General features: G+C 70.6%; 25 protein-coding genes. 7 read left to right on the plus strand and 18 right to left on the minus strand.

What is annotated here, in order from left to right; translation table 11 throughout:
* Window positions 1-76 precede the first annotated feature (76 nt).
* On the plus strand, window positions 77-628 hold the full coding sequence (locus tag MMF94_RS10625) for an MOSC domain-containing protein (protein WP_241036173.1): 552 nt from the start codon (window positions 77-79) through the stop codon (window positions 626-628).
* Between the two features lie 36 nt (window positions 629-664).
* Here MMF94_RS10625 and MMF94_RS10630 read toward each other — a convergent pair whose 3' ends face one another.
* Together MMF94_RS10630 and MMF94_RS10635 are read right to left on the minus strand one after the other, a co-directional pair.
* Window positions 665-1,657 carry a cytochrome c oxidase assembly protein gene (locus MMF94_RS10630; RefSeq protein WP_241036174.1) on the minus strand — a complete coding sequence of 331 codons (993 nt, stop codon included), beginning with the start codon at window positions 1,655-1,657 and terminating at the stop codon, window positions 665-667.
* A gap of 80 nt (window positions 1,658-1,737) precedes the next feature.
* Window positions 1,738-2,211 (minus strand): hypothetical protein, encoded by a 474-nt coding sequence (locus MMF94_RS10635; protein WP_241036175.1) that lies wholly within the window; start codon window positions 2,209-2,211, stop codon window positions 1,738-1,740.
* 525 nt (window positions 2,212-2,736) lie between these two features.
* On the opposite strand from MMF94_RS10635, the gene MMF94_RS10640 reads away from it, so the two are divergent.
* Window positions 2,737-4,272, plus strand: coding sequence for a long-chain-fatty-acid--CoA ligase (locus MMF94_RS10640; RefSeq protein ID WP_241036176.1), 1,536 nt, complete (start codon window positions 2,737-2,739; stop codon window positions 4,270-4,272).
* Window positions 4,273-4,283: 11 nt separating this feature from the next.
* Here the strand turns inward: MMF94_RS10640 and MMF94_RS10645 are convergent, their stop codons facing one another.
* The 3 genes from MMF94_RS10645 to MMF94_RS10655 all read right to left on the minus strand — a co-directional run bounded on the left by MMF94_RS10645 (window position 4,284) and on the right by MMF94_RS10655 (window position 7,578).
* Window positions 4,284-4,778 (minus strand): hypothetical protein, encoded by a 495-nt coding sequence (locus MMF94_RS10645; RefSeq protein ID WP_241036177.1) that lies wholly within the window; start codon window positions 4,776-4,778, stop codon window positions 4,284-4,286.
* Between the two features lie 310 nt (window positions 4,779-5,088).
* Window positions 5,089-5,820, minus strand: a complete 732-nt coding sequence (locus MMF94_RS10650; RefSeq protein WP_241036178.1) for a Type 1 glutamine amidotransferase-like domain-containing protein — start codon at window positions 5,818-5,820, stop codon at window positions 5,089-5,091.
* A gap of 21 nt (window positions 5,821-5,841) precedes the next feature.
* Window positions 5,842-7,578 (minus strand): ATP-binding protein, encoded by a 1,737-nt coding sequence (locus MMF94_RS10655; protein WP_241036179.1) that lies wholly within the window; start codon window positions 7,576-7,578, stop codon window positions 5,842-5,844.
* 167 nt (window positions 7,579-7,745) lie between these two features.
* Here MMF94_RS10655 and MMF94_RS10660 point away from each other — a divergent pair, with 167 nt between their 5' ends.
* Window positions 7,746-8,528, plus strand: a complete 783-nt coding sequence (locus tag MMF94_RS10660) for a VOC family protein (protein WP_241036180.1) — start codon at window positions 7,746-7,748, stop codon at window positions 8,526-8,528.
* A 17-nt stretch (window positions 8,529-8,545) separates the two neighbouring features.
* Here MMF94_RS10660 and MMF94_RS10665 read toward each other — a convergent pair whose 3' ends face one another.
* Window positions 8,546-9,019, minus strand: a complete 474-nt coding sequence (locus MMF94_RS10665) for a cupin domain-containing protein (RefSeq protein ID WP_241036181.1) — start codon at window positions 9,017-9,019, stop codon at window positions 8,546-8,548.
* Window positions 9,013-9,792 (minus strand): SDR family NAD(P)-dependent oxidoreductase, encoded by a 780-nt coding sequence (locus MMF94_RS10670; protein ID WP_241036182.1) that lies wholly within the window; start codon window positions 9,790-9,792, stop codon window positions 9,013-9,015. Before MMF94_RS10670 ends, MMF94_RS10665 begins: the two co-directional genes overlap by 7 nt.
* A 309-nt stretch (window positions 9,793-10,101) precedes the next feature.
* On the opposite strand from MMF94_RS10670, the gene MMF94_RS10675 reads away from it, so the two are divergent.
* A complete protein-coding gene (locus MMF94_RS10675; protein WP_241036183.1) occupies window positions 10,102-10,719 on the plus strand; it encodes a hypothetical protein in 618 nt (205 codons plus the stop codon).
* 14 nt (window positions 10,720-10,733) lie between these two features.
* Window positions 10,734-12,512 (plus strand): hypothetical protein, encoded by a 1,779-nt coding sequence (locus MMF94_RS10680; RefSeq protein ID WP_241036184.1) that lies wholly within the window; start codon window positions 10,734-10,736, stop codon window positions 12,510-12,512.
* On the opposite strand, the gene MMF94_RS10685 is transcribed toward MMF94_RS10680, so the two are convergent.
* Genes MMF94_RS10685 through MMF94_RS10700 form a run of 4 tightly spaced genes read right to left on the minus strand, consistent with a single transcriptional unit; the run spans window position 12,456 to window position 17,010 of the window.
* Entirely contained in the window at window positions 12,456-13,184 is a 729-nt protein-coding gene (locus MMF94_RS10685; protein WP_241036185.1) for a TetR/AcrR family transcriptional regulator, read from the minus strand. The two genes, MMF94_RS10680 and MMF94_RS10685, sit on opposite strands and share 57 nt — an antisense overlap.
* Before the next feature lie 6 nt (window positions 13,185-13,190).
* Entirely contained in the window at window positions 13,191-15,488 is a 2,298-nt protein-coding gene (locus MMF94_RS10690; protein WP_241036186.1) for a xanthine dehydrogenase family protein molybdopterin-binding subunit, read from the minus strand.
* Window positions 15,485-16,480 (minus strand): FAD binding domain-containing protein, encoded by a 996-nt coding sequence (locus MMF94_RS10695; RefSeq protein WP_241036187.1) that lies wholly within the window; start codon window positions 16,478-16,480, stop codon window positions 15,485-15,487. Before MMF94_RS10695 ends, MMF94_RS10690 begins: the two co-directional genes overlap by 4 nt.
* Entirely contained in the window at window positions 16,477-17,010 is a 534-nt protein-coding gene (locus MMF94_RS10700) for a (2Fe-2S)-binding protein (RefSeq protein ID WP_277398691.1), read from the minus strand. Before MMF94_RS10700 ends, MMF94_RS10695 begins: the two co-directional genes overlap by 4 nt.
* A gap of 184 nt (window positions 17,011-17,194) precedes the next feature.
* Between MMF94_RS10700 and MMF94_RS10705 the strand changes: the two genes are divergently transcribed.
* Both MMF94_RS10705 and MMF94_RS10710 read left to right on the plus strand, forming a co-directional pair.
* A complete protein-coding gene (locus MMF94_RS10705; RefSeq protein WP_241036188.1) occupies window positions 17,195-18,025 on the plus strand; it encodes a class II glutamine amidotransferase in 831 nt (276 codons plus the stop codon).
* Window positions 18,026-18,096: 71 nt separating this feature from the next.
* Window positions 18,097-18,693 carry a TetR/AcrR family transcriptional regulator gene (locus MMF94_RS10710; RefSeq protein ID WP_241036189.1) on the plus strand — a complete coding sequence of 199 codons (597 nt, stop codon included), beginning with the start codon at window positions 18,097-18,099 and terminating at the stop codon, window positions 18,691-18,693.
* Window positions 18,694-18,726: 33 nt separating this feature from the next.
* Here MMF94_RS10710 and MMF94_RS10715 read toward each other — a convergent pair whose 3' ends face one another.
* From MMF94_RS10715 to MMF94_RS10745, 7 genes are all read right to left on the minus strand, one after another.
* On the minus strand, window positions 18,727-19,239 hold the full coding sequence (locus MMF94_RS10715) for a chorismate mutase (RefSeq protein WP_241036190.1): 513 nt from the start codon (window positions 19,237-19,239) through the stop codon (window positions 18,727-18,729).
* 376 nt (window positions 19,240-19,615) lie between these two features.
* Entirely contained in the window at window positions 19,616-20,770 is a 1,155-nt protein-coding gene (locus MMF94_RS10720; protein WP_241036293.1) for an acyl-CoA dehydrogenase family protein, read from the minus strand.
* Window positions 20,771-21,011: 241 nt separating this feature from the next.
* Window positions 21,012-21,989, minus strand: coding sequence for an L-histidine N(alpha)-methyltransferase (locus tag MMF94_RS10725; protein ID WP_241036191.1), 978 nt, complete (start codon window positions 21,987-21,989; stop codon window positions 21,012-21,014).
* A 51-nt stretch (window positions 21,990-22,040) separates the two neighbouring features.
* The gene (locus MMF94_RS10730; RefSeq protein ID WP_241036192.1) at window positions 22,041-23,030 is read right to left on the minus strand and encodes a LacI family DNA-binding transcriptional regulator; all 990 of its coding nucleotides are present in this window, start codon (window positions 23,028-23,030) and stop codon (window positions 22,041-22,043) included.
* A gap of 55 nt (window positions 23,031-23,085) precedes the next feature.
* Window positions 23,086-23,484: a VOC family protein gene (locus MMF94_RS10735; RefSeq protein WP_241036193.1), complete on the minus strand. Its 399-nt coding sequence runs from the start codon at window positions 23,482-23,484 to the stop codon at window positions 23,086-23,088.
* The gene (locus MMF94_RS10740) at window positions 23,484-24,710 is read right to left on the minus strand and encodes an acyltransferase (RefSeq protein WP_241036194.1); all 1,227 of its coding nucleotides are present in this window, start codon (window positions 24,708-24,710) and stop codon (window positions 23,484-23,486) included. The genes MMF94_RS10735 and MMF94_RS10740 overlap by 1 nt, the downstream gene beginning before the upstream one ends.
* Window positions 24,707-26,194, minus strand: coding sequence for a class I adenylate-forming enzyme family protein (locus tag MMF94_RS10745; RefSeq protein WP_241036195.1), 1,488 nt, complete (start codon window positions 26,192-26,194; stop codon window positions 24,707-24,709). The genes MMF94_RS10740 and MMF94_RS10745 overlap by 4 nt, the downstream gene beginning before the upstream one ends.
* Window positions 26,195-26,250: the final 56 nt, after the last annotated feature.

The raw sequence follows: 26,250 nt of genomic DNA on the forward strand, positions 1-26,250 counted from the left end.
ATCGGGGACGCACGCCGCAAGCGATCCCAGAGCCGCTCGTCCGACGGGTCGACTCCCCCGATGCGAGCATGGGCACGTGAAGAAGGACGCCGGCACGGTCGTCGCGGTCAGTCGCAGCTCGGTGCACGAGTTCAGCAAGCCGGTCGAGGACAGCATCGAGCTGCTGGCCGGCCTCGGCGTCCGTGACGACGCGCACGCAGGCGTCACCGTGCAGCACCGCTCGCGCGTTGCGGTGGACCCGACCCAGCCGAACCTGCGGCAGGTCCACCTCATCCACGCCGAGCTGCACGACGAGCTGCGGAGCAGGGGCTTCGACGTTTCCCCTGGCCAGTTGGGCGAGAACATCACCGTTCGCGGTCTCGATCTCCTCGGGCTCCCCCGCGGCACCCGGCTGCACATCGGCGCGGAGGCGATCGTGGAGGTCACCGGCCTGCGCAACCCCTGTGCCCAGATCAACGGCCTGCAGGACGGGCTGATGAAGGCCGTGCTGGACCGCGACGCGCAGGGCCGGCTGGTCCGCAAGGCGGGGGTCATGGGCGTCGTCATCGCCGGTGGTCACGTCCGTCCCGGCGAAGACATCCAGGTGGAACTCCCGACGGGACGACCGGTAGCCCTGTCCCGCGTCTGACCCCACCGCTCGGACGAGCGCCCAACCGCACCGGTGTCAGCGGCGCCGGAACCGGTGGGACAGCTCCGGGTCGTCCTCCCACCACAGGCGCGGCCGCTCCGCTTCCTGCGGGCCGTCCGGCTCGGCCGTCGCGGCGGCCCTCTCGGCGTCGCGTGCGTCGAGTTCGGCGTCGATCACCACGGCCTTCTGATGGTCCTCGCGCGTCATCCGCGCGAACACCACGCCGATGAAGGGCAGCCCCACCACGTCGCCGCCGATCCACAGCGCCCCGGCCCCGAGCCACTGGTCGACCTGAATGCTCGGCCCCCAGTCGCGCGCGAGCGCGGTGTAGTACCCGGCCGCGACCAGCGGGCCCAGCCAGAGCACCACGCCGAGCACGGCGTCACCGATCATCTCCACCACGGTGATCGCGAGCGTCACGCCGTAGGGGTCCGTGCGGGGGGCCGGGTCGATGCGAAAGCGCGTCCAGAAGTAGACGAACCCGGTGGTGGCCAGCACCAGCCCTGCCACCGCGCTCGCCACGGCGCTGCGCAGGGTCATCTCGTAGAGCGGGCTGAGGTACAGCACCAACAGGGGCAGGGTGAGTACGACCGTCACGACCAGGGGAAACGTCAGCAGCCGGGCCGCTTTGCCGTGCAGCAGCCGCGACAACCGGGCGCGCGCCGGAACTGGCAGTTGGTCACGCAGCAGCGTGAACGGCGCTCCCATCGCCAGCAACATCGGCACCACCATCAGCAGCACGATGTTCTGCACGGCACGCACCCAGAACAGCGTGTCGTCATACACACCGAGGAACGACATCCCGACGAGCGCGATGATCACCACTCCGGCGGCGAAGCTCAGGGTCCGCCCGCGCGGCCACGCTCCCGCCGACGCGGGCCGACGGCGCAACCCCAGTCCGTAGCCGCCGCCGAGAACGGCCACCGCTGCGGCGACGCCGGGCGTGAAGCGCCAGGACGTGAACGTCCGTACCAGCGTCAACGGCGGCGGACCGGCATACGCCAGCGCCGCGACCACTCCGGAAGCCACGCCCCGACGCTACGCCGGGGTGCGGAGGCACCAGCGCCGCCGAAGCCGGACGAACGGCCCGCCCGTCGCGTCGGTGACAACTAGGCGATGCCGGCCGCGTGATGTGAGGTCGGAGTCTCCGGCTCGGCGGGCACGGGGGCGTCGGCGCGGCGTGCGGCGATCACCGCGATGACGAACAGCCCGATCGCCACGACGCCGTGCAGTACCCCCAGCCCGGCGGCCGCGCTGCCGAAGATGCCCAGCAGCACCTGGACGACGACCGTGACCACGGTGATCGCGGCCCACAGCACGCCGCCCGGCACCTTTGCGAAGAAGGAGGCGACCAGCAGCAGCACCGCGATCACCGGCACGATCATCTGCCCGTTGACCCCGTGCACCGTGATTCCCTCGGCCCCGGTGTAGGTCGCCGTGTGGTTCCGGATGGCGGCCGCATCCAGCACGCCACCGTCGGCGATCCACTTCCTCAACCCGAAGAAGGCGAACGCGATCAACGCGGTCTGGATGACGACCTCGAGCGCCACCAGGTAGGCGAGAACGCGATAGACGGACCTCATGCACAACTCCTTGCCGCTGAGCGGATTGTGATCGACGGCGACGCCGGCGCCATTGCCCAGAATGGGCGTATCCCCCCCGATGTGCACAATTCTCGGCGGTTGTACCGGAATCTGCACTGCCCGCGCACTTCAGACGCGGAACCGCACCAGCGCGGCCTTCGCGGCGCCACACTACCGCCATCGACGCGGTTAGTTCGCCGGCCTTGCGCCGACGCCTCATCCGGACGAACTCGGCCCATCTCCCGAGGTCGGAGCCACCCCAGCGGCGATCTTCGAATTCGGACGTTCTGCACACCCGGCCCGATGCGTCGATCATTTCCGACGGTGAAGTGATCGCCGACACTTCCGACTGCACCACCGGCCGATCCGCTGCTACATTTTTGACCGTCATAACTGACTGTGAAACAGTCGTCGGGCGATCTCGAAATGTTCCGCACCGGTGCGGATGAATCCGAAAGCACAAGAGTCGATCGGCACCGCGCCGAGAGCGGCGGCGGCCGGCTTTCGACCGCGATGGAGGAGCACGTGCCCAGTGCCGACAGCCCCACGAGCGTGACCCGACTGCTGCAGCACTGGGCGGTCACGCAGCCCGTCACGGTCGCACTGCGCTTCGAGGACCGGAGCTGGACCTGGGCCGAGCTGCTCGACCGGGTCCGTCACCTGGCCGGTGCGCTCAGGGAAGCGGGGATCGGCCCCGGCGACAGGATCGCGTTCCTGGGAAGGAACCACCCGGCGGCCTTCGAGCTCGTGCTGGCCGGGGCCCGGATCGGGGCGACGACGATCGTCGTCAACTACCGGCTCGCACCGGCCGAGATCGACTACGTCGTGCGGGACGCCGAAGCGGCGATCGTCGTGGTCCGCCCGGAGTTCGCTCCCGTGCTCGCGGATCTCGGATACCACCGCCGGGTCGTGGCGGTCGGCCCGGAGTACGAGGAGTGGCTCGCGTCGGCGGTACCGCCCGGTGATCCGCGGGACGCCGACGCCGACGAGCCGTTCCTCCAGCTCTACACGTCAGGCACGACCGGCGTCCCCAAGGGCGCCATGCTGACCCACCGCAACCTCGCGGCCCACAGCGAGGCCGTCTCCACGCACATCGGCCTGACACGCACGAGCGTGAACCTCGTTCCGATGCCGATGTACCACATCGGCGGGCTGGCCTGGGCACTTCTGGCGCTGCACCGTGGGGCGACGCTGATCCTCGTCCCCGATGTCGTGCCCGCCCAGTTGGTCGACATGATCGAGACCTTCCGTGTCACACACGCCTTCGTGGTGCCGACCGTTCTCGCCGCACTGGTGGAGCTCCCCGATCTCGCCGAGCGGGATCTCTCCTCGCTGCGAGGCCTCGCCTACGGCGGCTCACCGATACCGCTCCCGGTGCTTCGCCGCCTGCTGGCCACGACCGATGCCGGCCTCTACCAGGTCTACGGAGCCACCGAGGTCTCCGGCGTCGCCACCGTGCTGGACTCCACCGACCATCGCGCACCGATCGACGACCGGCACCTGAGCTCCGCAGGCCGGCCCCTGGCGGGCATCGAGGTGGCGATCACAGCGGGCGCCACCGGTGAGGCGGTCCCGGCCGGGGAGATCGGTGAGATCCTCCTGCGGGGCGAGCAGGTGATGGCCGGCTACTGGAAACAACCGGCCGCCACGACGGACGCCCGGCTTCCCGGCGGCTGGCTCCGTACCGGCGACGTCGGCTACCTCGACGACGACGGCTATCTGTTCATCGTCGACCGGATCAAGGACATGATCATCAGCGGTGGGGAGAACATCTACGCCGCCGAGGTGGAGCGCGTGCTGGGAGAACATCCCGCAGTGAGCGAGGTTGCGGTGATCGGCGTGCCCGACGAGAAGTGGGGCGAGGTCCCGAAGGCAGTGGTCGTTCCTGTCGGACCGCGCCACCCGGACGCCACCGAGCTGCTCCGGTTCTGTCGTGGGCAGCTCGCCGGATACAAATGCCCGAAATCCCTGGACTTCGCGTCCACCCTGCCGCGCAACGGGACGGGGAAGATCCTCAAGCGAGAGCTGCGCGAGCAGTACCGGCGCGGTGCCACGAACTGAACGCCGCCTGCCTAGCGCGTGGATCTGATCACCCCGGATCGGCCCAGGTCGGCGGCGTCACGAGACGCCCGTAACGGCCCGGCACCGGACACATCCGCACTGCGTGCCGCGACCAGCGCGAAGGCGAACAGCAGGATCCCGTTGATCCCGTGCAGGATCCCCAGGGCGGGCGCATCGAGCGCGAACAGGCCCAACAGCACCTGGACGACGACCGAGAGCAGGACGATCACGGCCCACATCACGGCCTTCGGCACCTTCGCGCAGAACGCGGAGATCAGGAGCAGTACGGCGATGGCCGGGACGATCACCTGCTCGTTCGTGGCGTGGAGCCGGAATCCGACGACCTCGCCGAACCCCTCCGCATGGTTCTGGACGATGGTCTCGTCCAGGACGCCGCCCTCGTCGATCCAGTGCCTCAACCCGAATACGGCGAAGGTGATCATCGCGCCCTGGACCAGGACCTCGAGCGCGATCACGTAGGCCAGGACTCGATAGACAGTTCTCATGCGCAGACCCCGATGCCGAACCGGTTGATGATCGGATGTCGAGCCCGCGCCGCTGCGCCGTCGTCCGGAAGACCGACAATTCCGCCGGTCCGCGTTATTCGGCAGGCCCCCGACACCACCGCCGGCCACGAGGCTCGCTCCAGGAGCCGCGCCACTGCAGTTCCCCCCGCAGCCTAGTCGCCACCGACCCGACCGAGGGACCGCGGAACCGGTTTGCCTGCTTTTCGATATTCCTTCAGAACGAACCATGCGCCCTGATCGAGCGGCCCGCAACAGAGATTCCGGACACTGTCGACGAAATCGCTCGGGATCAGAGCAACCGCGGAGGAATCCGCGTCTCATTCACCGTTCCGTCGGACGCCCGCTCCACGCGGTAGGCGTACACGCCGGGTCGATCCGCCACCGCCTCGACGAACTCGGTGCCTCGATAGTGGATGCCGACGCCGTTGTCCGTGGCGTACCCGGCGCCGAGAGTGCCGTTCCCGATCAGATCGTGAAAGAGCGGCCGGCGCCGTTTCTCGACGTCGTAGTGCACCCCGTTCGAATACGGGAGAAAGCCCAGGGCATCGGTAAGGGGCTCGAGCTGCGGCCCGTACGAATCGGTGGGGCCGCCCTCGTGCCAGCAGATCGAACCGGCCGAGACCCCGCCCAGCACCACCCCGGCCTCCCAGCATTCCCGCAGGATCCGGTCCAGCCCGTGCAGCCGCCAGACCGCGAGCAGGTTGGCGGTGCTTCCGCCGCCGACCCAGATGACGTCCTGGGAGAGCAGGTGCGCCCGCACGTCCTCGACGTTCGGCATCGCGAACAGGGCCAGGTGGGACGTCTGCACGTCGTGATCGGCGAAGGCGGCGTAGAAGGTGGCGAGATAGGTGACGGAGTCGCCGGTGGCGGTGCCGATGAAGCACAGCTTCGGACGCTCGGACGCCCGCGCCAACTCGAAGGCGAAGGGGAAGATCGGACCGGGTTCGTAGTCGATCTCGTTCCGGTCGCGGAAGGCGAAGCCCATCGAGGTCGCGAGGATCGTGGGAGCGTCAGCGGTCATGCGCTGATCGAATCATCTCTCTCAGAACGGTGCGTCGTCTTCGTCGTCCGGCGCCACCGGGAGCCGTGCGAAGGGGTCGCGCCGCACCGCGCCGTTGGTGGTGGCGCCGGCGCGTTCCGGGTCGCCCGCCGACTCCGAGAGCCGGGTGGCCCATGCCGGGAACGGGAACTCGACGGCCAGCGGCACCGGGATCTCCGGCTGCGAGACGAACATCGTGCCGGGCTTCGCGATCGTGGCGCGCTGGCGCTGCGACGCCGGCAGGAAGCCGTACTCGGGCCGCCCGGCCTCGGCGGGGTCGAGCCTGCCGACCACCTTCACCGAGGAGTTCGAGACGATCCGCCGCTCCACCTCGCTCGCCGTCTGCTGGGCACCGATCAGGATGATCCCCAGCGACCGGCCGCGCTCGGCGATGTCGAGCAGCACCTCCTTGATCGGGCTCGATCCCTCACGCGGCGCGTACTTGTTCAGCTCGTCGATCATCGTGAAGAGCAGCCCGCCCGGTCCGGCGGCCTCCTTGCGGGCTGTCTCGGACGCGAGCACCACGCCGACGACGAACCGCTGCGCGCGCTCGGGGAGGTTGTGCAGGTCGACCACCGTGACCTGGTGCGCGTCGGTGCTCACGCGGCGGCCGGGTGTGTCGGTGAGGTCGCCGCGGACGATCGTGCGCAGCGGCTTGAGGCTCGAGCGCAGCCGGCGCAGGAACGCGTTGACCGTGCCGGTGCCGGTGACGGGGCCTGCCCAGTCGCGGCGGTCGTCCTCGTCGGTGAGCCGGTCAGAGACGAACTCGACGAGGTCGTCGTAGGTGCGCAGCACCTTGCCGCCCACCGCGACGGCGCCGTCGCCGACGGCTTCCGCCTCGCGCCGCAGCCGCGCGGCGACCTGGTGGATGACCATCGTGTACTGGTTGCGCTCGTCCTCCGCGTCGGCGAAGACGTAGGGCAGCAACTCCTCGGCGCAGAACTCGGCGAGCGTCCACCAGAAGGCGGTGACGCCGCTGGTGCGGCCGGTGACGTGCGGGCGTCCGGAGAGGTCGTCGGGGGTGGGCGGGGCGAAGAAGCCCGCGGACGCGAACGGCGCCGCGAGCAGGCCGAGCTTGGCGTAGGCCGCGCGCAGGTCGTCGTCGAGACGCCGGTTGGCCTGGTCGAGGAACAGCAGGTCCTCGCCCTTCACGCTGAACACCAGCGCCTTGGCGTTGACCGAGCGCCGCCCCAGCACTCCGCTGCGGAAGATCGAGTACAGCAGGAAGAGGGCGAAGCTCGTCTTCGTCGCGACGCCGGAGATGCCGCTGATGGAGACGTGGCCGCCGCGGGTGCCGTCGAGGAACTCCAGGTTGACGTAGATCGGCTCGCCGTCACGTCCGAGACCGACGGGCACCTTGAGGCTCATCTGGTCGAAGTACAGCGCCCGCGCGCGCTCCTCGCCGGTGGCGCGCTGGGCGAGCGATCCGGGAGTGGGCGGGACATAGCACTCCGGCTCCACCCGCGTGGTGGTGACCTCCGCGACCTCCTGCACGTGAGCGGGCAGCACACCGTCGGCGATGAGGAAGACGTCGGAGCCGAAGGTGGCTCCCTCGTGGCGGGCGCGGACCTCGGTGACCACCCCGGACGTCAGCACCGGACCGATCCCCGGCACGGGACGGACGGTGACCACGACGTCGTCGAGCTGCAGGTACTGCTCGGGTGCGAGCGCCACGCTGAACTGGAGCGGGGTGGAGTCCTCGGTGCCGACGACGCGGCCGACAGGCGCTTCCTCGGACACGGGTGCCTCCTCATCACTGCTGGTGGGACCCTAACCGGCCACCACGGCTCCACGACCGGGGGGCCGTGACCGTGAGCAGCCGATCGGATGACGCATTGTGTCGGGGACCGGTGGTTGGCTGTGCGCCGTCCCACTGTCCTCGCGTTCCGCTCCACTGGAGGCGCGCCATGCCGACGCGTGATGATCCGTGGCCCCCCGGCACCCCGTGCTGGGCCGACCTCGCGGTCCCCGACGTCCGGGCGGCCACGGAGTTCTACGGCCCGGTCTTCGGGTGGTCGTTCGTCGACTCAGGAGCGCAGTTCGGCCATTACCACATCGCCCGCCCGCGCGACCGGGCTGCGGCCGCGATCGGGTCGCTCCAGCAGGAGGGCCAGCCGTCGTCCTGGACGGTCTATCTGGCCAGCGACAACGTCGACGCCACCGCAAAGCTCGTGGGCGCGGCCGGCGGCAGCGTGCTCATCGACCCGTTCGACGTCCCGGGCAACGGCCGCATGCTCGTCGGGCTCGACCCGTGCGGCGCCTCGTTCGGCGTCTGGCAGGCCGCGGGGCAGATCGGCATCGAGATCTACGACGAGCCGGGATCGCTGGTCTGGGCCGAAGCCCGGCTCACCGACCTCGCGGCAGGCAGATGCTTCTACACGGCGGTCTTCGGGCACACGTTCCAGCCGAGCCCCGGCATGCCGGGCGACTACGAGACGTTCCAGGTGGGCGGTCGGACGGCCGGCGGCATGGGTGGGAAGGCCGGTCCGGCCGGGATGCCCGACCATTGGCTGCCCTATTTCTCCGTCGCCGACGTCGACGCGGCAGTGAGCACCACCGAGCACGGCGGCGGCGCGGTGGTCACCGGGCCACGGGACATGCCGTTCGGTCGGATGGCGGTGCTCATCGATCCGTTCGGTGCCGCGTTCGCCGTGCACGGCGGGCCCGCGCACGAGCAGCAGGGCACCTGATCCCGGGCGGGCCGCGCTCACCCGTCGGAGCGGGTCTGCCTGGTCAGCTGCGTGATGCGAGCGTGGGCGTCCGGGTACCGGGCGAGGAGATCGGCACGCTCGCCGAGCCGGAAGCCCGTCCAGTCGAACGGAGGCGCGGTCGTCGTACCCACCAGCGACCACTCCCCCTGCGGGCCGGAGCCCTGCCAGGTACCCGCGGGCACCACCACCTGCGGCCGTTGCCCGGCCGCGAGGTCGGGTCCGAGCACCGGTTCGTCGACCTCGCCGTCGGGATGCAGCAGGAGCAGCCGCAGGGGTGCCCCGGCGTACCAGTGGTAGGTCTCGGTGGAGTCGAGCCGGTGCAACGCGGAGAAGTCGGGGGCCAGCAGCAGGTAGTAGATCGCCGAGGAATGGGCGTCGAGGTGGGTGCGCCGGAACAGGCCGCCCTCGCCGGGCAGCGGCTCCAGGCCGAGCAGCGCGGCCACCCGCTCGCCCTCGGCGCGGGTCACCATGCCGGCACCGCCGACATCCCGCCGTCCACCACGAGGTCGTGCCCGGTGATCCAGCGGGCCATGGGCGAGGCCAGGAAGACGCACGCGTCACCCACGTCGCGGCTCTCGCCCAGCGTGCCCAGCGGCGCGGCCCGCTCCCAGCTCTGCACCCCGTCGGGCCAGTCCTGCGTCAGGCCGGGCCGGTCGATCAGCCCGGGCGATACCGTGTTGACCCTGATCCCGGCGCCGCCGTACTCGAGCGCCGCGCTGCGGGCGAGCATGATCGTCGCCGCCTTGGACGCGCAGTAGTGCGCGTGCCCGCCGGCCGGGCGGGTGCCCTCGACCGACGCGATGAGCGTGATCGACCCGCCGTGTCCCGTCATCACGGTGGCCGCCGCCTGCACGGTGGCGAAGGCGCCCGTGGCGTTGGTGTCGAGCACCTCGCGCCACGCCTCGACGCTCATGCCGGGAAGCGCTGCCACGGGCTGCACGCCCGCGGCTGCGACCACGGCGTCGAGCCGTCCGTATCGCTCCACGGCCACCGCCATCAGTGCCGCGCACTCCTCGGGCCGGGTGAGGTCGGCCGTGGCGGTCACGGCCTGCCCGCCCCGGTCCGCGATCGCGGCCGCCAGCGCCGCCGCTCGGTCCGCTCCCCGGTGGTGGTGCACGATCACGGCGGCTCCCGCGGCCGCCAGACGCGCAGCGACGCCGGAACCGATGCCACCACTCGCTCCGGTGACGAGCCCGACGGTGCCGGAGAGGTCAGGGAGACCACAATCCTGGCGTGGAGGCACGACCGGAGTGTGCCGGACGGGGCCGGAGGGCAACGGTCGGCCCGTGTTCGGTGTGTTGCGCGATCGTGACACGAGTTGATCACAGCAAGTAGTCATTATCGTTGCGAACTGCACGTTTGGACGAACTGCGGGGTGTCGTGACCGCCCCTTCAGCCGAATACGTCAACCACTACTAGTCTTATTGCGTTGGATACGTCACTCGCGATTGACAGGACTCTGCGCCCGGCGACAACTCGTTCGCCGATGAGCGCACATGCGCCTGCACGTGCGAGTACTATTCGTAACACTCACACGGTAGGGGGTAGGGGAATGGCTGCTGGCGAGCTCGATCGGCTCGCAACAGGCCTCCTCGAAGGGCTGGGCAAGGAGTACTGGGGGTTCGTTCCTCGGCTCGCGGGCGCCACCGTCGAGCAGCTCGGAGCCACCCGGGCGGTGGGTTGGAGCCTGGGAAGCATTCACCGTTACGACCGCACCCTGCGCGCTCTGGGGCCGCTGCGCACCCAACTGATCTGCATGAGCATCTCGCTGCACAACGGATGCCGGTACAACGCCTACGGCCACGCATACGCGGCCGAGCTCATCTATTTCCGCAAGCGTGGACGGCTGCTTCCGACCGACCCGAAGGCTCTGTCCGAGTGGGTCGACCTGCATCCGGGCGAGCTGCGCGACCGGCTGTGCGACATGCTGCAGCACGCCGACCTGCACGTCGAGGTCATCTGGATCGACCGCACGCTCGCCCTCGCCACCGGCGAACAGGAAGCGGTCGACCAGGACGAGGCGCGCATCGCCCATCTCGTCCGCATGTTCAGCGTTCTCGACGCCGTGGCGATCGCCGGCAAGATCGAGCCGGACGAGGCCCACGACCCCATCAACAAGGACACCGCGCTCAAGGCCCGGCATGCGGCCATGCGCAGCACGATGGCGTGAGCTAGAACTGGGCGGTGCTCGCGCCCACCCGCCTCCGCACGGAGGCCCCCCACCGCGAGATCACCCGACTTCCGACGCACCCGGTCGTCGCGCTCGCGCTGACGGCCACCGCCTATCTTGCCGTGTCGCTCGCGCTGCACCATCGCGTGCTGGGCGACCTGGCCGGCTCCACCACCGGCTGGACCTCCGACGCCCACCTGTTCGTCTGGTGGTTGAACTGGTTCCCCTGGGCTGCGGGCCACGGCCAGGACCCGCTGTTCACCACGTACCAGCACTACCCGACCGGCGTGAACGCGATGTGGAACACCTCGGTCCCCCTCCTCGCGTTCCTGCTGGCCCCGATCACCCTGACCGCCGGGGCGGTCGCTGCCTTCAACATCGGAATGATTCTCGGTCCGGTGGTTTCGGGGCTGGCTCTCGTACTGGCACTGCGGCCGTACATCAATCGATGGCTGCCGCGCTCTATCGGCGGGCTACTGTATGCATTCTCGCCATTTGTCGTGGCGCACAGTTCGGTCGGCCACATCAACCTCGTCTGGGCCATCCTGCCGCCCATCCTCTTGTGGGCGGTGCACGCCATCTTCGTCACGCCGGGTGCCCGCCCGGCCCGCGCGGGCATGCTGCTCGGTGGCGGATTCGCCGTACAGACCGGGATCTACTCGCAGACCGCGGCGCTCGGCGGCGTCGCACTCGTGGTCACTGCGGCGTGCCTGGCCATCCGCAGGCCGCAGCTCGCCGCCGAGCGGATCCCGAGCGTCGCCAGGGCGGCAGCGGCGTGCGTCGCCACGTACGTGGCCCTGGTCCCCTACCCCCTCTACCTGCTCCTCGCCGGGCCGGCGCGTCCCCGTGGGCAGATCCGGGACCCGGCCACCAGCGGAGCCGACGTCGCCAACGTCGTCGTGCCGAGCCCTCTGTCCTCGTTCCGGTTCGGCACCGGGCGGCTCGGGGAGCACCTGCACTCGCATCCGGGCGAGCAGGGCGGCTACCTCGGCGTGGCGCTGCTGATCATCCTGGTCGTGGCGGTGGTTGCGCTCCGGAGCGCGCTGGTGCGGGTCACCGCGGCCGTCGGGCTGGTGCTGCTCGTGCTGTCCTTCGGGATCAACGCGGTTGTGCTCGACCACGACACCGGGATCCCGCTGCCCTGGCATCTCGTCGAGCGGGTGCCTCTGCTGGCCGAGATCGAGCCCGTCCGGTTCCAGGTCTTCGTCGCGCTCTGCGCGGCCGTGATCGTCGCGGCCTGGCTCGACCACCTGGCCGACCGGCCACCCGGTCCCGGTCGCACCGCCGCCGTGGCCGCGACGCTGCTCGCGGCCGCCACCTGGCTCCCGTCGAACTCCCAGGCATCCGTGCCGGCCACGGTCCCGGCGTTCTTCACCCGCTCCGCGCAGCAGCACCTCGACGACCGCGACGTCGTCGAGACCCTCCCGAGGATCACCGGTGAATGGGTGGGCGGAGCCGATCCGCTGCTCTGGCAGGCCGCCTCCGGAATGGCGTACCGCACGACCGGCGGCTACTTCATCGGCTCCGACCCCCGCCACGACCTGCTGCTCGAGGCGCCGTCGAACCTCTACCAGGACGTCGCCCAGCAGATCTCCGCCGGGCGGCCCACCTCGATGGCGGGCGCCGGCGCCGCTGCGCGCCAGCTCCGCGCGGCGGGGGTCACGGTCGTGCTCGTCGTCGACCGACCGGGGATCGACTCCGCTCCGCTGATCGAGTGGACACGGACCGTCACCGGCTCACCCGGGCAGCTCATCGACGACGCCTGGCTCTTCCCCCTGCGCCGGTGGGCCTGACGGGCCGGACAGGCGTGAGAGGAGACCTCTCAACGTCACCTCGACGACCCGTTGCAGCGACGGGGTGAACTCCACCTGCCCGTGCGCGAGCTGTGGATCCTCGGCGTAGAGGGCGACCAGTGCCGGCGGCGGGTGGGCGGCCTGCCACAGGGCCGCGGCCACCCCCGTGACGACGACCATGAGATCCACGACGTCGGCCTCGGTGAGGCCCGGCAGGACCCGGCACAGCAGCGCCGTGCCCTCCGCGAGCGACGCGAGGGTGGCGAGCTTGTACGCGCGCACGGACTCGATCGACACGTTCCGCTCCAGCGTGAGCGGGGTGTGCATCATCAGGTCGCAGAGCAGCGGCCGGTCGGCGAGCGTACGGGCGATCACGCCCGCCACCTCGTCCACCGAGCCCACCGGCAGCTGCTCGAGCTCGCCGCGCATGCCCTCGACCCACTCCTGCCAGCCCTCGGCCATGAGGTGGAGGTAGATCTCCTCCCGGGTCTCGAAGTAGCGCAGCAGCGCCGACTTGTGCACGCCCACCTCGGACGCGATGTCCGCCAGGCTGACGTTGCGCACCCCTTTCCGCAGGCCCTGAGAGCGAGCGGCGGCGAGGATGGCGTCGTGACGCTGCTGCTTGTGCTCGGGACGACGGGCACGCCGGAACGTCACCCGGTCACTTGCCATGAGCCATCACAACAGCTTGTCCAGGGTGATCGGCAGGTCCCGGACCCGCTTGCCGGTGGCGTGGTGCACGGCGTTGGCGATCGCCGCCGCGACCCCGGTGATGCTCACCTCGCCGATCCCGATCAGGCCCAGCGGCATCGTGGGGTCGGGATCGCCCAGGTAGAACACGTCGATCGGCGGGATGTCGGCGTGCACCGGGACGTGGTACTCGGCGAGGTTGGCGTTCATGATGCGGCCGGTGCGCCGGTCGACGAGGCTCGCCTCCTGCAACGCCATCCCGATGCCCATCACGATTCCTCCGCGTAGCTGGCTGCTCGCGGTCTTGGCGTTGATCACCGTGCCGACGTCGAACACGCCGAGCCAGCGCGACACCCGCACCTCACCGGTGTCCGGGTCGACGCGCACCTCGCAGAACTGCGCCCCCGCGGCGGCCTTCGTGAAGCGGCGGTTCTCGAGAAGGAACTTGGTCAGGAACTTTGCCTGGCCGACGATGCTGCCCAGCCGGGTGTCGGAACCCACGGCGGCGTCGACGGACACCTGGGCGGCTCGCCCGAGGATCGCCGCGTAGGACTCGCCGCGGGCGTCGTCGGCGCGGTAGAGCCCGGCGTCCCTTGCCCGGACGTCGGACAGGCGCTGCCCCCGCAGCGGGGACTCCGCCGAGCGCGCCGCCAGGGCCAGCACCGACCGCTTCAGCTTGTCGCACGCCTCCAGGAGGCTCGCGGCCACGCTCGCGGTCTGGCCCGAGCCGCCCGCGCCCGGTCCGGTGGGGAGCGCGCTGTCCCCGTACTCCACGGTGACGGCCTCGAACGGCACGCCGAGCGCGTCGGCGGCGATCTGCGCCTGAGCGGTGGCCCCGCCCATGCCCATCTCGTGGAACCCGCACCGCACGAGGACGCTGCCGTCGGCCGAGAGCCGGACCGTGACGTTGGCCGGGAGCTGCCACGCAGGGTGGTACGCCGACGCCACGCCCATGCCGACCAGCCACCTCCCGTCGCGCATCGAGCCGGGCTGGGGCGTGCGGGCGGACCAGCCGAACAGCTCCGCCCCGCGAGCGTAGGCCTCGCGCAGCGCTCGATGGGCGAACCGCTTGCCGTCGATCGGGTTCCGCTCCGGCTCGTTCCGCATCCGCAGCTCGATCGGGTCGATCCCCAGCTCGTAGGCGAGCTCGTCGACCGCGGCCTCCAGCGCGAAGGTGCCGATGGACTCGCCCGGGGCGCGCATGAAGGTGTTGGGCAACGTGTCGAGTGTGACCTGGCGCTGCTGCACCAGGATGTTCTTCGCGTCGTAGAGGTGGCGCGACTGGGACGTCACCTGCTCCGGCCCTCCGCCCGCTCGGCCCACCTGCGTCACGCTGGTGTGGATCAGGGCGGTCATGCTGCCGTCGGTATCCGCGCCGATCGCCACCCGCTGCGTCGACGGGGTGCGTCCGCCGACGGTGCGGTAGACGCCCTCGCGGGTGAGCATCATGCGGACCGGCCGGCCGGTGACCCGCGCTGCCAGCACAGTGAGGACAGTGCCGGCCCAGATCGTGGTCTTGCCGCCGAAGGCGCCGCCGACGTACGGGGAGATCACGCGCACCCCGGCCGCGGGCACGTCGAACCTCCATGCGAGCTGGTCACGCACCCACGCGACGTTCTGCGTCCCCTCGTGGACGACGAGCCGGTCGCCGTCCCATGCCGCCGTGGTGGCGTGCGGTTCGAGGGCGTTGTGATTGTGTCCCGGGGTGGTGAAGCGCAGGTCCACCGACACCGGCGCCGCAGCGAGCGCGGCCTCGGCGTCGCCTTTCTTCGCGCTGCCCGAGCTCATGGGGGTGCTCTTCTCGGGGGTGGCGTTGCCCTCCTCCGCGGCGAAGTCCACCGCAGCGGGCAGCTCCTCGTAGGACACGGAGACCAGCCGGGCGGCCTCGTGGGCCGCGTCGAGCGTCTCGGCGACGACGACGGCCACCGGCTGCCCGTTCCAGTGCACCTCGTCGGTGTTGAGGTAGTTCACCGACGTCCCCGAGGCGAGCGTGCTCAGGTTCATGTAGTTCACCGGGCGGGGCGGCTTCATCGGCGGCGCGTTGAGGTGCGTGATCACCGAGAGCACCCCCTCGACCGCGGATGCGGCCGCGGTGTCGATTCCGGTGATCCGGGCACGGCTGACGGTCGCGAACACGAGCGCGGCGTGTGCAAGGTCGGCGTGGGGGTACTCGGCGGCGAAGTGGGCCGCGCCGGTGGTCTTTGCCGTGCCGTCGACACGGTCGATGGGCCTGCCGACGACGGGACCGAACGTCGTCGTCAGCGGCCGGTTCTCCACCTGGGTCATGCCGCACTCCCCTCGGTGAGCAGCTGCCGCAGCGTGGCGACGATCGTCCGCTCGGCCAGCTCGATCTTGAACGCGTTCTCGCTCTGCGCGACGGCAGGAGCGAGCTCGGCCGCCGCGGCCCGCCGGAACGACTCCTCGGTGGCCGGGGCGCCGACCAGCGCCTCCTCAGCCAGGCGGGCCCGCCAGGGCTTGGGTGCGACGCCTCCGAGCGCCAGGCGGGCCGCGCTCACGGTGCCGTCGCGGACCTCCATCGCGGCAGCGACGGACACGAGCGCGAAAGCGTAGGACGCCCGGTCCCGCACCTTGCGGTAGCGCGACGTCGCGGCCAGCGGCAGGGGCGGCAGCTCGACGGCCGTGATCAGCTCGTCGGGGGCGATCTCGGTCTCCACGTGCGGAGTGGCGTCCGGCAGCCGGTGGAACTCGACGAGCGGGATACGCCGGTTGCCCCGGATGCTCTCCACCTCGACCACCGCGTCGAGCGCGGCCAGCGCCACGCACATGTCCGAGGGGTGCGTGGCGATGCAGCTCTCGCTGGTGCCGAGCACGGCGTGCCCCCGGGTGAAGCCACCCATCGCGTCGCATCCGCTGGCCGGCTCCCGCTTGTTGCAGGCTGCGGAGCGGTCGTAGAAGTACGGGCAGCGGCTGCGCTGCAGCAGGTTGCCGCCGACCGTCGCCATGTTCCGCAGCTGACCCGACGCCCCGGTCAGGACAGCCTGGGACAGCACCGGGTAGCGCGTGCGGATGACCTGGTGGGCGGCCAGACGGCTGTTGCGGACGAGTGCGCCGATCCGCACCCCGCCCCCCGGCAGCTCCGTGACCTCCGTGAGGGGGAGCCCCGTGATGTCGACGACCGTGTCGGGTTGCTCGATGTCCTCGCGCATGAGGTCGACGAGGTTGGTGCCGCCGCCGATGAACTTCGCCCGGGGCTCCGACGCGATGGCGCGCACAGCGGTGGCGACGTCCGGCGCACTGACGTAGGCGAACGGCCTCATCGCGCGCCCTCCAGCAGATCGAGGTCGCCCGAGGCGACCTCCTTGATCGACTCGACGATCCCGTTGTAGGCGCCGCACCGGCACAGGTTGCCGCTCATGCGCTCCCGGATCTCCTGGCCCGAGAGCTCGGCGGGCCCGGCAGCGATGTGTTCGGTGACGGCGCTCGGAACACCGGCACGGTGCTCGGCGAGCATCCCGATCGCCGAACAGATCTGCCCGGACGTGCAGTAGCCGCACTGGAACCCGTCGTTGCGGATGAAGGCCGCCTGCAGGGGATGCGGCCTGCCGTCGGCGGCGACACCCTCGATCGTGGTGATCTCGCGGCCCGCGTACTGCACGGCGAGGGTGAGGCAGGAGTTGATCCGCTCACCGTCGACGAGCACGGTGCACGCACCGCATGCTCCCTGGTTGCAGCCCTTCTTGGTGCCGGTGAGCCCGAGTTGCTCACGCAGCAGGTCGAGCAGGCTGACCCGCGGTTCCACCTCGATGGACCGGACGGTCCCGTTGATCCGCATCTGGACCTCGACCACGTGGCTCCTCCGTCTCGTCGGTGCGGCGAAAAGTTAACACTACGGCGTATCGCTAACAAGTGAACGGTGGTGACTTAACTGAGAGCATCTCAGGCGTGAGCGGCCAGGGCGGACGGAGGGGCCTGCGGGGACGTCCCCCGGTGGGTCGTAGCGGGTCGGCACACCAGCTGGGAGAGTCGCGGGCATGTGCCGCTGGCTGGGCTACCTCGGCAATCCGATTCGCCCCGAGGAGCTGCTCTACCAGCCTGCGCGGTCGCTGATCGAGCAGAGCAAGAGCCACGGATCGGGCGTCTCCGCCGCCAACGCCGACGGCCACGGCCTCGGCTGGTACGGCACGGCGGACGCGCCAGGCTTGTTCCGCAGCGCGTCACCGGCATGGGGCGACCGCAACCTCCGGGAGGTCAGCGCACAGATCAGCTCGCCGCTGTTCCTCGCCCACGTCCGCGCCTCGACCGGCACTCCCGTGCAGCAGACCAACTGTCACCCGTTCCGGCACGGCCAGTGGATGTTCGTCCACAACGGGTTCATCGACGGCTACGACCGCCTGCGCCGTGACCTGCTCCTGCGCGTCGATCCGAAACTCTTCCCCGGGATCGAGGGCACCACCGACTCCGAGCTGATGTTCTACCTCGCGCTGACCTTCGGCCTGGTCGACGACCCGGTCGGCGGCCTCGAACGGATGGCCGGGTTCATCGAGGCCGAGGGCCGGCGCGCAGGCTCCGCGCACCCGCTGCAGATGACCGTCGGGATCAGCGACGGGGTGCGCCTCTACGCCGCCCGGTACGCGAGCGGCGTCGAGGCGAACACGCTCTACGTCAGCTCGTCCGTCCGCGACCTCCGCCTGCTCTACCCCGCTGACGAGCGTCTTCAGCACTTCTCCGACGAGTCTCGGGTGATCGTCTCCGAGCCACTGGTCGACCTGCCGGGACTGTGGCGGGAAGTACCGCCGGGTACCGCGCTGGTGGTGCAGGAGGGCGATGATCGGGAAGTGCCCTTCCGTCCGTACGAGCCCTAGCGCCGTTTCCTCGGCACCGGCCCGCGAGGCGCTGCGCTCGGTCGGCGACATCAGCCTCTACCGTCGTGAACGTGAACACGGGCAACGCGACCGGTGAGGCGGCGCCCCGGCGACGTAACGCCGCGTCGACCAGGGAGGCGATCCTGCGGTCAGCGAAGATCGCCTTCACCCGGCACGGCTACGACGGGATCGGTGTACGCGAGATCGCGCAGGGCGCCGGCGTGACGGCGATGCTGGTCAACCGCTACTTCGGTTCGAAGGAACTGCTCTTCGCGGAGACCGTGGAGGCGGTCTTCGCCGAGCCGACCCTGCTCACGGACGACGCCGCCACGCTCAGCCGGTTCGCGGCAGTGGCGCTGGTCGGGGACGAATCCCACGACGGTGATCACGTCGACGGGTTCCTGCTGATGCTGCGCTCGGTCTCGAACCCGCGCGCCGCCGACATCCTGCGCGACAGCATCGAACGGCATTTCGAGCAGCATCTGGCGGCCCTGCTACCCGGAACGGACACCCACGAGCGTGTCGCGCTGTTCCTGTCCCTCATCGCAGGCTTCCAGCTGATGCACAACGTCCTGGGCAGTACGGCAACCACCAGGGCGGACCCTGCCGCGCTGGCGCGGCGACTGGAAGCCCTGTTCGAGCAGCTGGTGGAACAGGCTCCCGCCTGACGAACCGCCCGGACGCGGGACGGATCGGCGGGCTCAGTCGGCCGAGCAGATCCACTCGGTCGCCAGGTCGAGTGCGCGGCGGTGCAACGCGTCGAGATGGTGCACGGCGGCCACGGGGACCCGGGCCTCGTGCAGACGGGTGCGGCACAACGAGGCGTGCCGGCGAGCCACCTGCGTGGAACGCAGCTGCTCGAGGAGCTGGTCGGTGAGTTCGTCGAGCCGTTCACGGATCGACTGCAGGTCGGGCGGGGTGGACGGAGCTTCCTCAGGATGAGCCTGCCATCGTGCGAGCATCCCGCGCTGCACGACCTTGCTCGCGTCGATCTGGCTGCGGAAGAAGCGGATCGCGAACTCCCGGTCCAGCCCCATCTGCGCCGCCCTGCGGCCGGCCTCGGCGAGCACCTGCCGCTCCCTGAGCAGATCCTCCACGGGTGCGCCCGACCGGTACTTCGTCGCGGCCACGTCGTCACTCACGAGAATGCGCTGAACAGCGAGATCGACCAACGAACCGAAGTCATCGAGTTCGACGGGGGAGTCGACAGGCATGCCAGTTCCCTTACCCAATCTTGAGGGTTTCTTTGGATTCGACCGACTTCCCCGCCGGGGCGAGCGCACCACACTGGACGCGAATCAGTCACTCTCGCATGCTAGCGCCGGGCCTACCCACGAGAATCAGAGCCGATCGTGATCCCCGCCATTCGGCGAGGCCGGCCGCCGGAAAGGCGCCGTACGGGTCCTTTCATTTCTCAGCGGATCCCCAGCTTCCGACGCCCCGACGTGTGCGGCACCTCCGCCATCCGACCCGACTCTGCCACCCCGATCGCCCGGCTCGGTGGCCGATGTCCACCGGTCCATCGTGAAAGGCCCACAGCCCACTCACGCTCCGGCCCGACCGTGCCGGATTCCTGCACGTACGGATTCCTCAGAACAGCGGCAACCCGGGGTCGAGACCGAGCCGGACCCGTCCGGCGACCTCGAAGAACACGGCCGAATGGTTGGCGTGCTGAACAGCCACCATCCCGTCGCGGAACAGCCTTTCCAGCACGGTGCCGCGGTAGATCGCGGACGAGCTCGCCAGCTCGTACACGGCCTCGATGACCTCTCGGCCGACGCGCGCGGCATGACTCATGGCCGCTCGGAACTCCGCCCGCTTCTCGACCGTCACCGGTGTGCGCTTCTCGGCGGCAGCATCCAGGTCCCGCGCGACGGACAGGAGCAACTGACGCGCGGCCGCGACGGCCGCCTCGGACCTGGCGAGCGTCGACTGCGTCCGAGCCTGTTCGGCCAGGAGCGGCCCGAACGGAGTGCGCTTACCCGGCGCGAGGCGGACGAGCTCGTCGACCGCGGCCTGCGCGACCCCGAGCACGATGGCGCTGCATCCCGGGAACACCAGCGCCGGGATGAAGCCGCTGTAGGGGAACTCGTCGATCCGGGGCCGCGCGTCCAGCCGCGCCGCGAGTTCCGACGGCACGAACGCGTCCTCCACGGTGACGTCGTTGCTACCGGTCCCCCGCAGACCGCTGCTGTCCCAGGTGTCCTGGATGACGAACTGCGCACGGGTCAGTGCGAACAGCCGCATGTCCGGCGCCCCCGCCTCGCCGGGCGAGTCCTCCGCTCGGGTCACCACGGCGAGCGCGATGAACCAGTCGGCGGTGGCGATCCCGCTGACGAGCTTCCAATGACCGGAGACCCGGTAGCCCCCGTCCACGGGCACGGCCGTGCCGGGTATGCCCGCGTTGGCCAGCAGGGGCTCCTGCCCGCAGCCCCAGATCCGGGAGACCCCCGCCTCGTCCAGCAGTGCCGCGATGAACCCCAAGTTGGCGTTCCAGACGACCCAGGCCGTGGACGCATCGAGTCGGGCGAGGTTCTCATAAACGGCAAGCACGGTGACCAGCGACGCCTGCTGACCGCCCACCACGCGCGGGGTCAGCAGGCGGAACGCGCCGCAGTCACGGAGCTCGTCATACAGCTCGTCCGGCAGCCGGCGCTGGGCGTCGGCCTTCTCGACGGAGGCCTCGATCGTGTGCCTGAGCAGTTTGGGAATGCGACCCGGGTCGAGTACCGACGGGCGGTGCATGGGCACGCTGGTCTCCCTCAGACAGGTACGGGGGTTCTACGCTACAGATTCCGCGAACCGGCGGAACGAGTGACACGGGGACCGTCCGGAATCGCGGTCGTCGACCAGGACAAGCAAACCCGACGACCGGAACATTTCTTGGAGATACAATTCACGATGTTCATCCGAATCGTCGAACAGCCGCCCGAGTGCCGTGTTCGAGCGGTACCCGACAGGCCGACGCGAAGGTTACCGCCGGGTATCACGTGCGGGCGAACAGAAAGATTCCGTACTGCCATACGGCGTCGATCCACTGCGCGTCGAGCGCGAAGCCGAGGCTGGAGACGTCGGCGACGAACCGGGGACGGTGGAACTTCGCCGAGTACCCGACGTTGATCGAGTCGCCCCGCCCCATGTGCAGGGTGACGCCGAGGCTCTTCAGCAAGACCGTGTGCTCCTCGGTCGCGTACAGGTGTCCCTCCACCGTTGACGTGGCGTCGTCGTAGTGCGCACGGGGGTAGAAGCGGTGGAGCACGAAGTCGCTGTCGAAGCGGTGGTTCAGGTGGGCGAGGTGGTTCTGTCGGAACCGCACGAACGCCGAGCGGCCGGCCGGGTCGTTGTAGCAGGCCTCCAGCACCTCACGTGGTTTGTCGAGGTCGGCCGACACGAGGAACCGGTCGCCGGGCCGCAGCGTCGCCGCGATCTCCCTCAGCAGGGCCGTCCGCTCCGCAGGCGTGGTGTTGCCGATGTTGCTGCCGAGGAAGACCACCGCGACCGGAGCCTCGTCACGCTCCCGCAGGCTCGCGAGCCCTGCCTCGTACCGGCCCCAGAGCGCACGCACCCTGAGGTGCGTGAACTCGGCGGTGAGGCTCTCGGCACTGGCGACGAGCATCTCCCGGCTGACGTCGATCGGGAGGTACGTGGTGGGGCGACGGTCGGTGCACGCCGCGAGCAGCAGCCTGGTCTTCTTCGCGCTCCCGCTGCCGAGCTCGGCGACCGACCCGCAGCCCAGCCGTTCGGCGATCTCCCCGGCGTGCTGACGCAGGAGGTCGTGCTCGACGCGGGTCAGGTAGTAGCTGGGAAGCTCCGTGATCTCCTCGAACAGCTCAGATCCGAGCTCGTCGTAGCCGAACCACGGGGGAATGCGGGGCGGAGACTCCTGCAGGCCGGCGAGCAGCGCGTCCTGGTCCTCCCAGAAGGCGTCGTCGACGGGCACGATCTCGACCCTGCTCTGTGTCACGTGCGCTCCACCGGCCGTCCGTAGGGATCACGACGGCTACACGCTTGCGCATCACGCGCTCTCCCGCAGGACGAGCTCGGAGGGGTACCACGTGGCCGGGGGAACGCGAGCCTCCTCGAGCACGGCCGTGGCAGCTCCGGCTGCGATACGGCTCACCGGATGGGTCGCGGTGGTGAGCGCGGGGCCTGCCCACGCGGCCGCTGGGACGTCGTCGAATCCGGCGACGGCCACGTCGTCCGGCACGTCCACGCCGAGCCCGCGCAGCGCGACCATCGCGCCGAAGGCAACGGTGTCGCAGATCGCGTAAATCGCGTCGGTGTCGGGCCAGCGGCGCAGCGCCTCCAGTGCACCCGTCCGGCCGTCCTCGAAGCCGAAGTCACCGGGCAGGATGCGCGCGGGGAGCCCCGCGGCCTCCACCGTGCGGCGGTACGCCTCGACCGACCGGTACGAGCACGGCAGCCAGCTCGGTCCCGTGAGCATCGCGATGTGCCGCCTGCCCGAGGAATACAGATGACGGACGACCGCTGCGGCACCGGAGGCGTTGTCGACGTCGAAGGACGGGACGGCGACCGAGCCGATCCCGATGGAGGCCACGCGCCCGCGCAGAACGTCCGGCACCGCGGCGAGCAGCGGCTCCGTGGTGTTGCACAGCACCACTCCGCGGACGCTGCGGTCGGCGCCCAGCCTGGCGAGCGACCCGGGAGCGTCGAGCGGTAACCACTGCAGGGAGACGCCGACTCCTGCGCCGTCGCACACTGCTGCCGTGGCCCCGAGCACGCGCCACATGTAGGGGTCCTCCAGCACGTCCGGCCGGGGCCCGGCAACGGCGACGACGACACGGGTGCCGGAACCGCCGGCAAGCGCCCTGGCCAGTGGGTTGGGGGCGTAGCCCATCCGCTCGGCCACGGCTCGCACGCGTTGTCGGGCCGGGGTGGACGTGGTGTCGGATCCGGTCAGCGCTCGCGACGCCGTTGCCCGCGACACGCCGGCGGCGCGCGCGACGTCCTCCAGGGTCAGCGGGTCGCGGATCTCCTCACCCATGGCTCCCCCACTCGACGGACTCCGAACCCCTGCCCCAGCACGGTGCTGCCGGCCGTCAGTACATCATCCGCGGGTCGTCGTAGTACTTGAATTCGAGCAGGTTGTTCGACGGGTCGGCGAGCACGAACGACTCGTGTTCCTCGGCACGGCCCGCGAAGCGGTGGAACGGCTCGGCGAAGAACGACAGGCCCCGGGTTCGCGCGAGGCGCAGGAGCCGTTCCCAGTCCTCGCGACGGCGAAACGTCACGCCGAAGTGCCGGGGATACAGCTCGGGCGCCTCGTCGACGCGGTCCGACAGGTGACAGACGACCTGGTCGCCGAAGAAGTCCAGGGTGATCCGGTCGGCGTAGCGGCGGGCGAGCTTGCAGCCGAGCCCCGTGACGTAGAAGTCCTGAGCCGCGTCCAGGTCCGCCGCCGGGATGGCCAGGTGGAACACGTCGTCGTGGTCGCGCATCAGGCGTCCATGCTCCGCAGGGCCGGCTGCCCTGCCTCGATCGCGTCGCTTCCTCCGGTGTCAGCACTCGCAGCGGCCCGAGTCCGACGGGGCAGGCCCCACCCGCGGCCCGCGGTGCGGGACTTCCCGGTCAAGGGCAGGCTGATCGCCGTCCGCTGCAGCACCTCGACGACGAGCAGTGCCCCGACCACCGCCACCCCGTACACGGCAAAGCTGGACCAGGGGGCCGACAGCTGCGCGGCAGGCGAGGCGGCGCCTGCCACGGTGAGCGCCCACAGGATCGTCGGGTGCAGCAGGAACACCCCGAAGGACCGGTCGGAGGCGCGCTCGACGAAGCGCGACGCCCGCCCGCCCGCGCGTCTGTCGGCCCATGCGGCCCCGATCGCATAGAAGGCCGCGGTCACCGCCACCGACCACGGCAGCATCACCGGCTGGAAGACGTCGGTGGCGAACTCGGCGCCGACGCCGTGCGCGATCGACCACTGGTAACGGCCCTCGGCGAGGGCGCCGCCCAGCAGCACCGCGGCGACGATGAGGCCGGTGTGGCCCCGGATCCAGGAGTCGACGCGCGAGGCGTGCACAGCGGCGACCCCGCCGAGCACGAGGAAGAACTGGTAGCTCAGCAGGACCGACCCGAGGTAGGGCAGCAGCTCCGCCTTCGCGCCGGTGGGCACCGGGTCGTGCAGCCACAGGTCGATCAGCACCTGCAGGAACGCGCTCGCGGCCAGCAGCATCCCGTGCCGGCCGCGGGTGACCAGCAGCAGCCGCCGGAACAGCGGGAACACCAGGTAGAACTGCAGCGACACCAGCAGGAAGTACAGGTGGAACCACGCCGTGCCGGTCGCCACGTTGCGCAGCAGCACGAGCAGCGCCGGACCGATCGGAAGCGGTGCGGTGACCAGCCCGAGCCCGGTGTAGACCACCGACCACACCACGTACGGCACGCCGACCAGCAGGAGCCTGCGGCGCCAGAACGGCAAAGGGTGCACACCGCCGTCCCGGTAGCGATGGGTGAGCACGAACGCGGTGAGGACGAAGAAGGCCTCGCGGGTGAAGTGCAGCAGCATCACCACGGCACCGCCGGGCACGCTGTCGAGCGGGTTCACCGTCGAGACCGTGTGCACGCCGATCACGCAGGCGAAGGTCAGCACCCGGACCATGTCGGCCGGGTAGACGTGCACGGTGCGGCCCATGGGGCGCCGGAGCTCGAAGGCGCCCGCCGTCATCGGCCGCTCGCCGCGAGCTCGTCGGCGAGCTGGCGGCGCAGCTCGGTGCGGCGCACCTTCCCCGTCGGTGCCAGCGGGAAGCCTCCGACCAGCCGGAACTCGGCGGGTCGCTTGTAGCGGGCCAGGTGAACGGTGCAGAGCTTCACCAGCCGCCGGACGAGCTGCGCGCCCGCAGCGGCGTCCAGCTCGTCGGCGGGACGGATCAGGGCGATGGGCACGGCGCCCAGCACGTCGTCGGGCCGGCCGATGACCACCGCGTCGGCCACAGCGGGCTCGTCGAGCAGGACCTCCTCGATCTCGCGCGGGTAGACCAGCTCGCCGCCGCGGTTCACCACGTCGTCGGCGCGCCCGACCAGGTACAGGTACCCGTCGTCGTCGAGCCTGCCCAGGTCGGCGGTGTCGAGCCAGTGCGCGTCGTCGATCCGGTCGGCGCCCCTCCCGTCGGCGTAGCCGCGGATCACCCCGGCTCCGCGGATCCGCACCCGGCCGACCGCACCCGGCGGGCACACGCCGCCATCGGGCCCGATCACCTCGAGCTCCACGTCGACCGGCAGCCCGACCGACCCGGGCCGAGCCGGGGCGTCGAGCGGGGTCGCCGTGATCTGGCTCGCGGCCTCGGTCATCCCGTAGCTCTCGACGACCGGGACCCCGGTGGCCGCCGCGATGAGCCGTCCCACGTTCTCGGAGAGCGGCGCGGAGGCAGACCGCACGAACCGCAGCCGCTGCGGGAGCACCGGGATCTTCTCCCGGGACAGGATCGTCAGGACCGCAGGCACCGCGTTCAGCCACGTGATGTCGTGCGCGGCGAGCAGCGGCCAGAACCCCGTGCGGTGGAAGCGGCGGTCCAGCACCAGGGTCGCCCCCGACACCAGGGTCGCGAGCAGGCCCACCACCTGGCCGTTGATGTGGAACAGCGGTAGCGGGTTGAAGCCGCGGTCGGCGGCGGTGAGCCGGTGGTGGCGCGCCACGGCCCCGGCGACGTGCAGCAGCTGCTCCTCCGCCAGCACGACCGTCTTGGGGGCTCCGGTCGACCCGGAGGTCAGCAGGGCGGCGGAGCCGGGCGGGCCGTCGTCGGGCACCGGGGCGCCCGGATCCGCGACCGGGTCCACCGGCAACCCGGTGCCGACCTGGACGCGCAGCCCCGGACGCAGCGCGCGGTCGGTGATGACGAGAACGGGACGCAGGGCCATGCGGGCCCGGTGCGTCTCGGCCGGGGTGGCCTCCGGGTTGACCGGCGCCGAGCAACGCCCGGCGGCGATCACCGACAGGTGCACGACGGCGAACGAGAGGGGGTCGTCGATGTCGACCAGTACCCGCGCACCGTGCGGCACGTGGAGCGCGTCGAGCTCACGCGACCATGCGCGCGCAGCCGCGTCGATGCCGGCGTTGTCGATGACCCGGTGGGTGCGGGCGTCCTCCAGGAACGTCTTGTGCGGGTGGCCGGCAGAACGGGAGCGCAACAGACCGCGCAAGCGGATGGGCACGAGAGTCCACGCTGGACGAGCTTGCTGTGTGCGTGCTGTGTAAGGCATGTGAAGAG

It is taken from the genome of Pseudonocardia alaniniphila, from assembly GCF_022524485.1.
GTDB classification, from domain to species: Bacteria; Actinomycetota; Actinomycetes; order Mycobacteriales; family Pseudonocardiaceae; genus Pseudonocardia; species Pseudonocardia alaniniphila.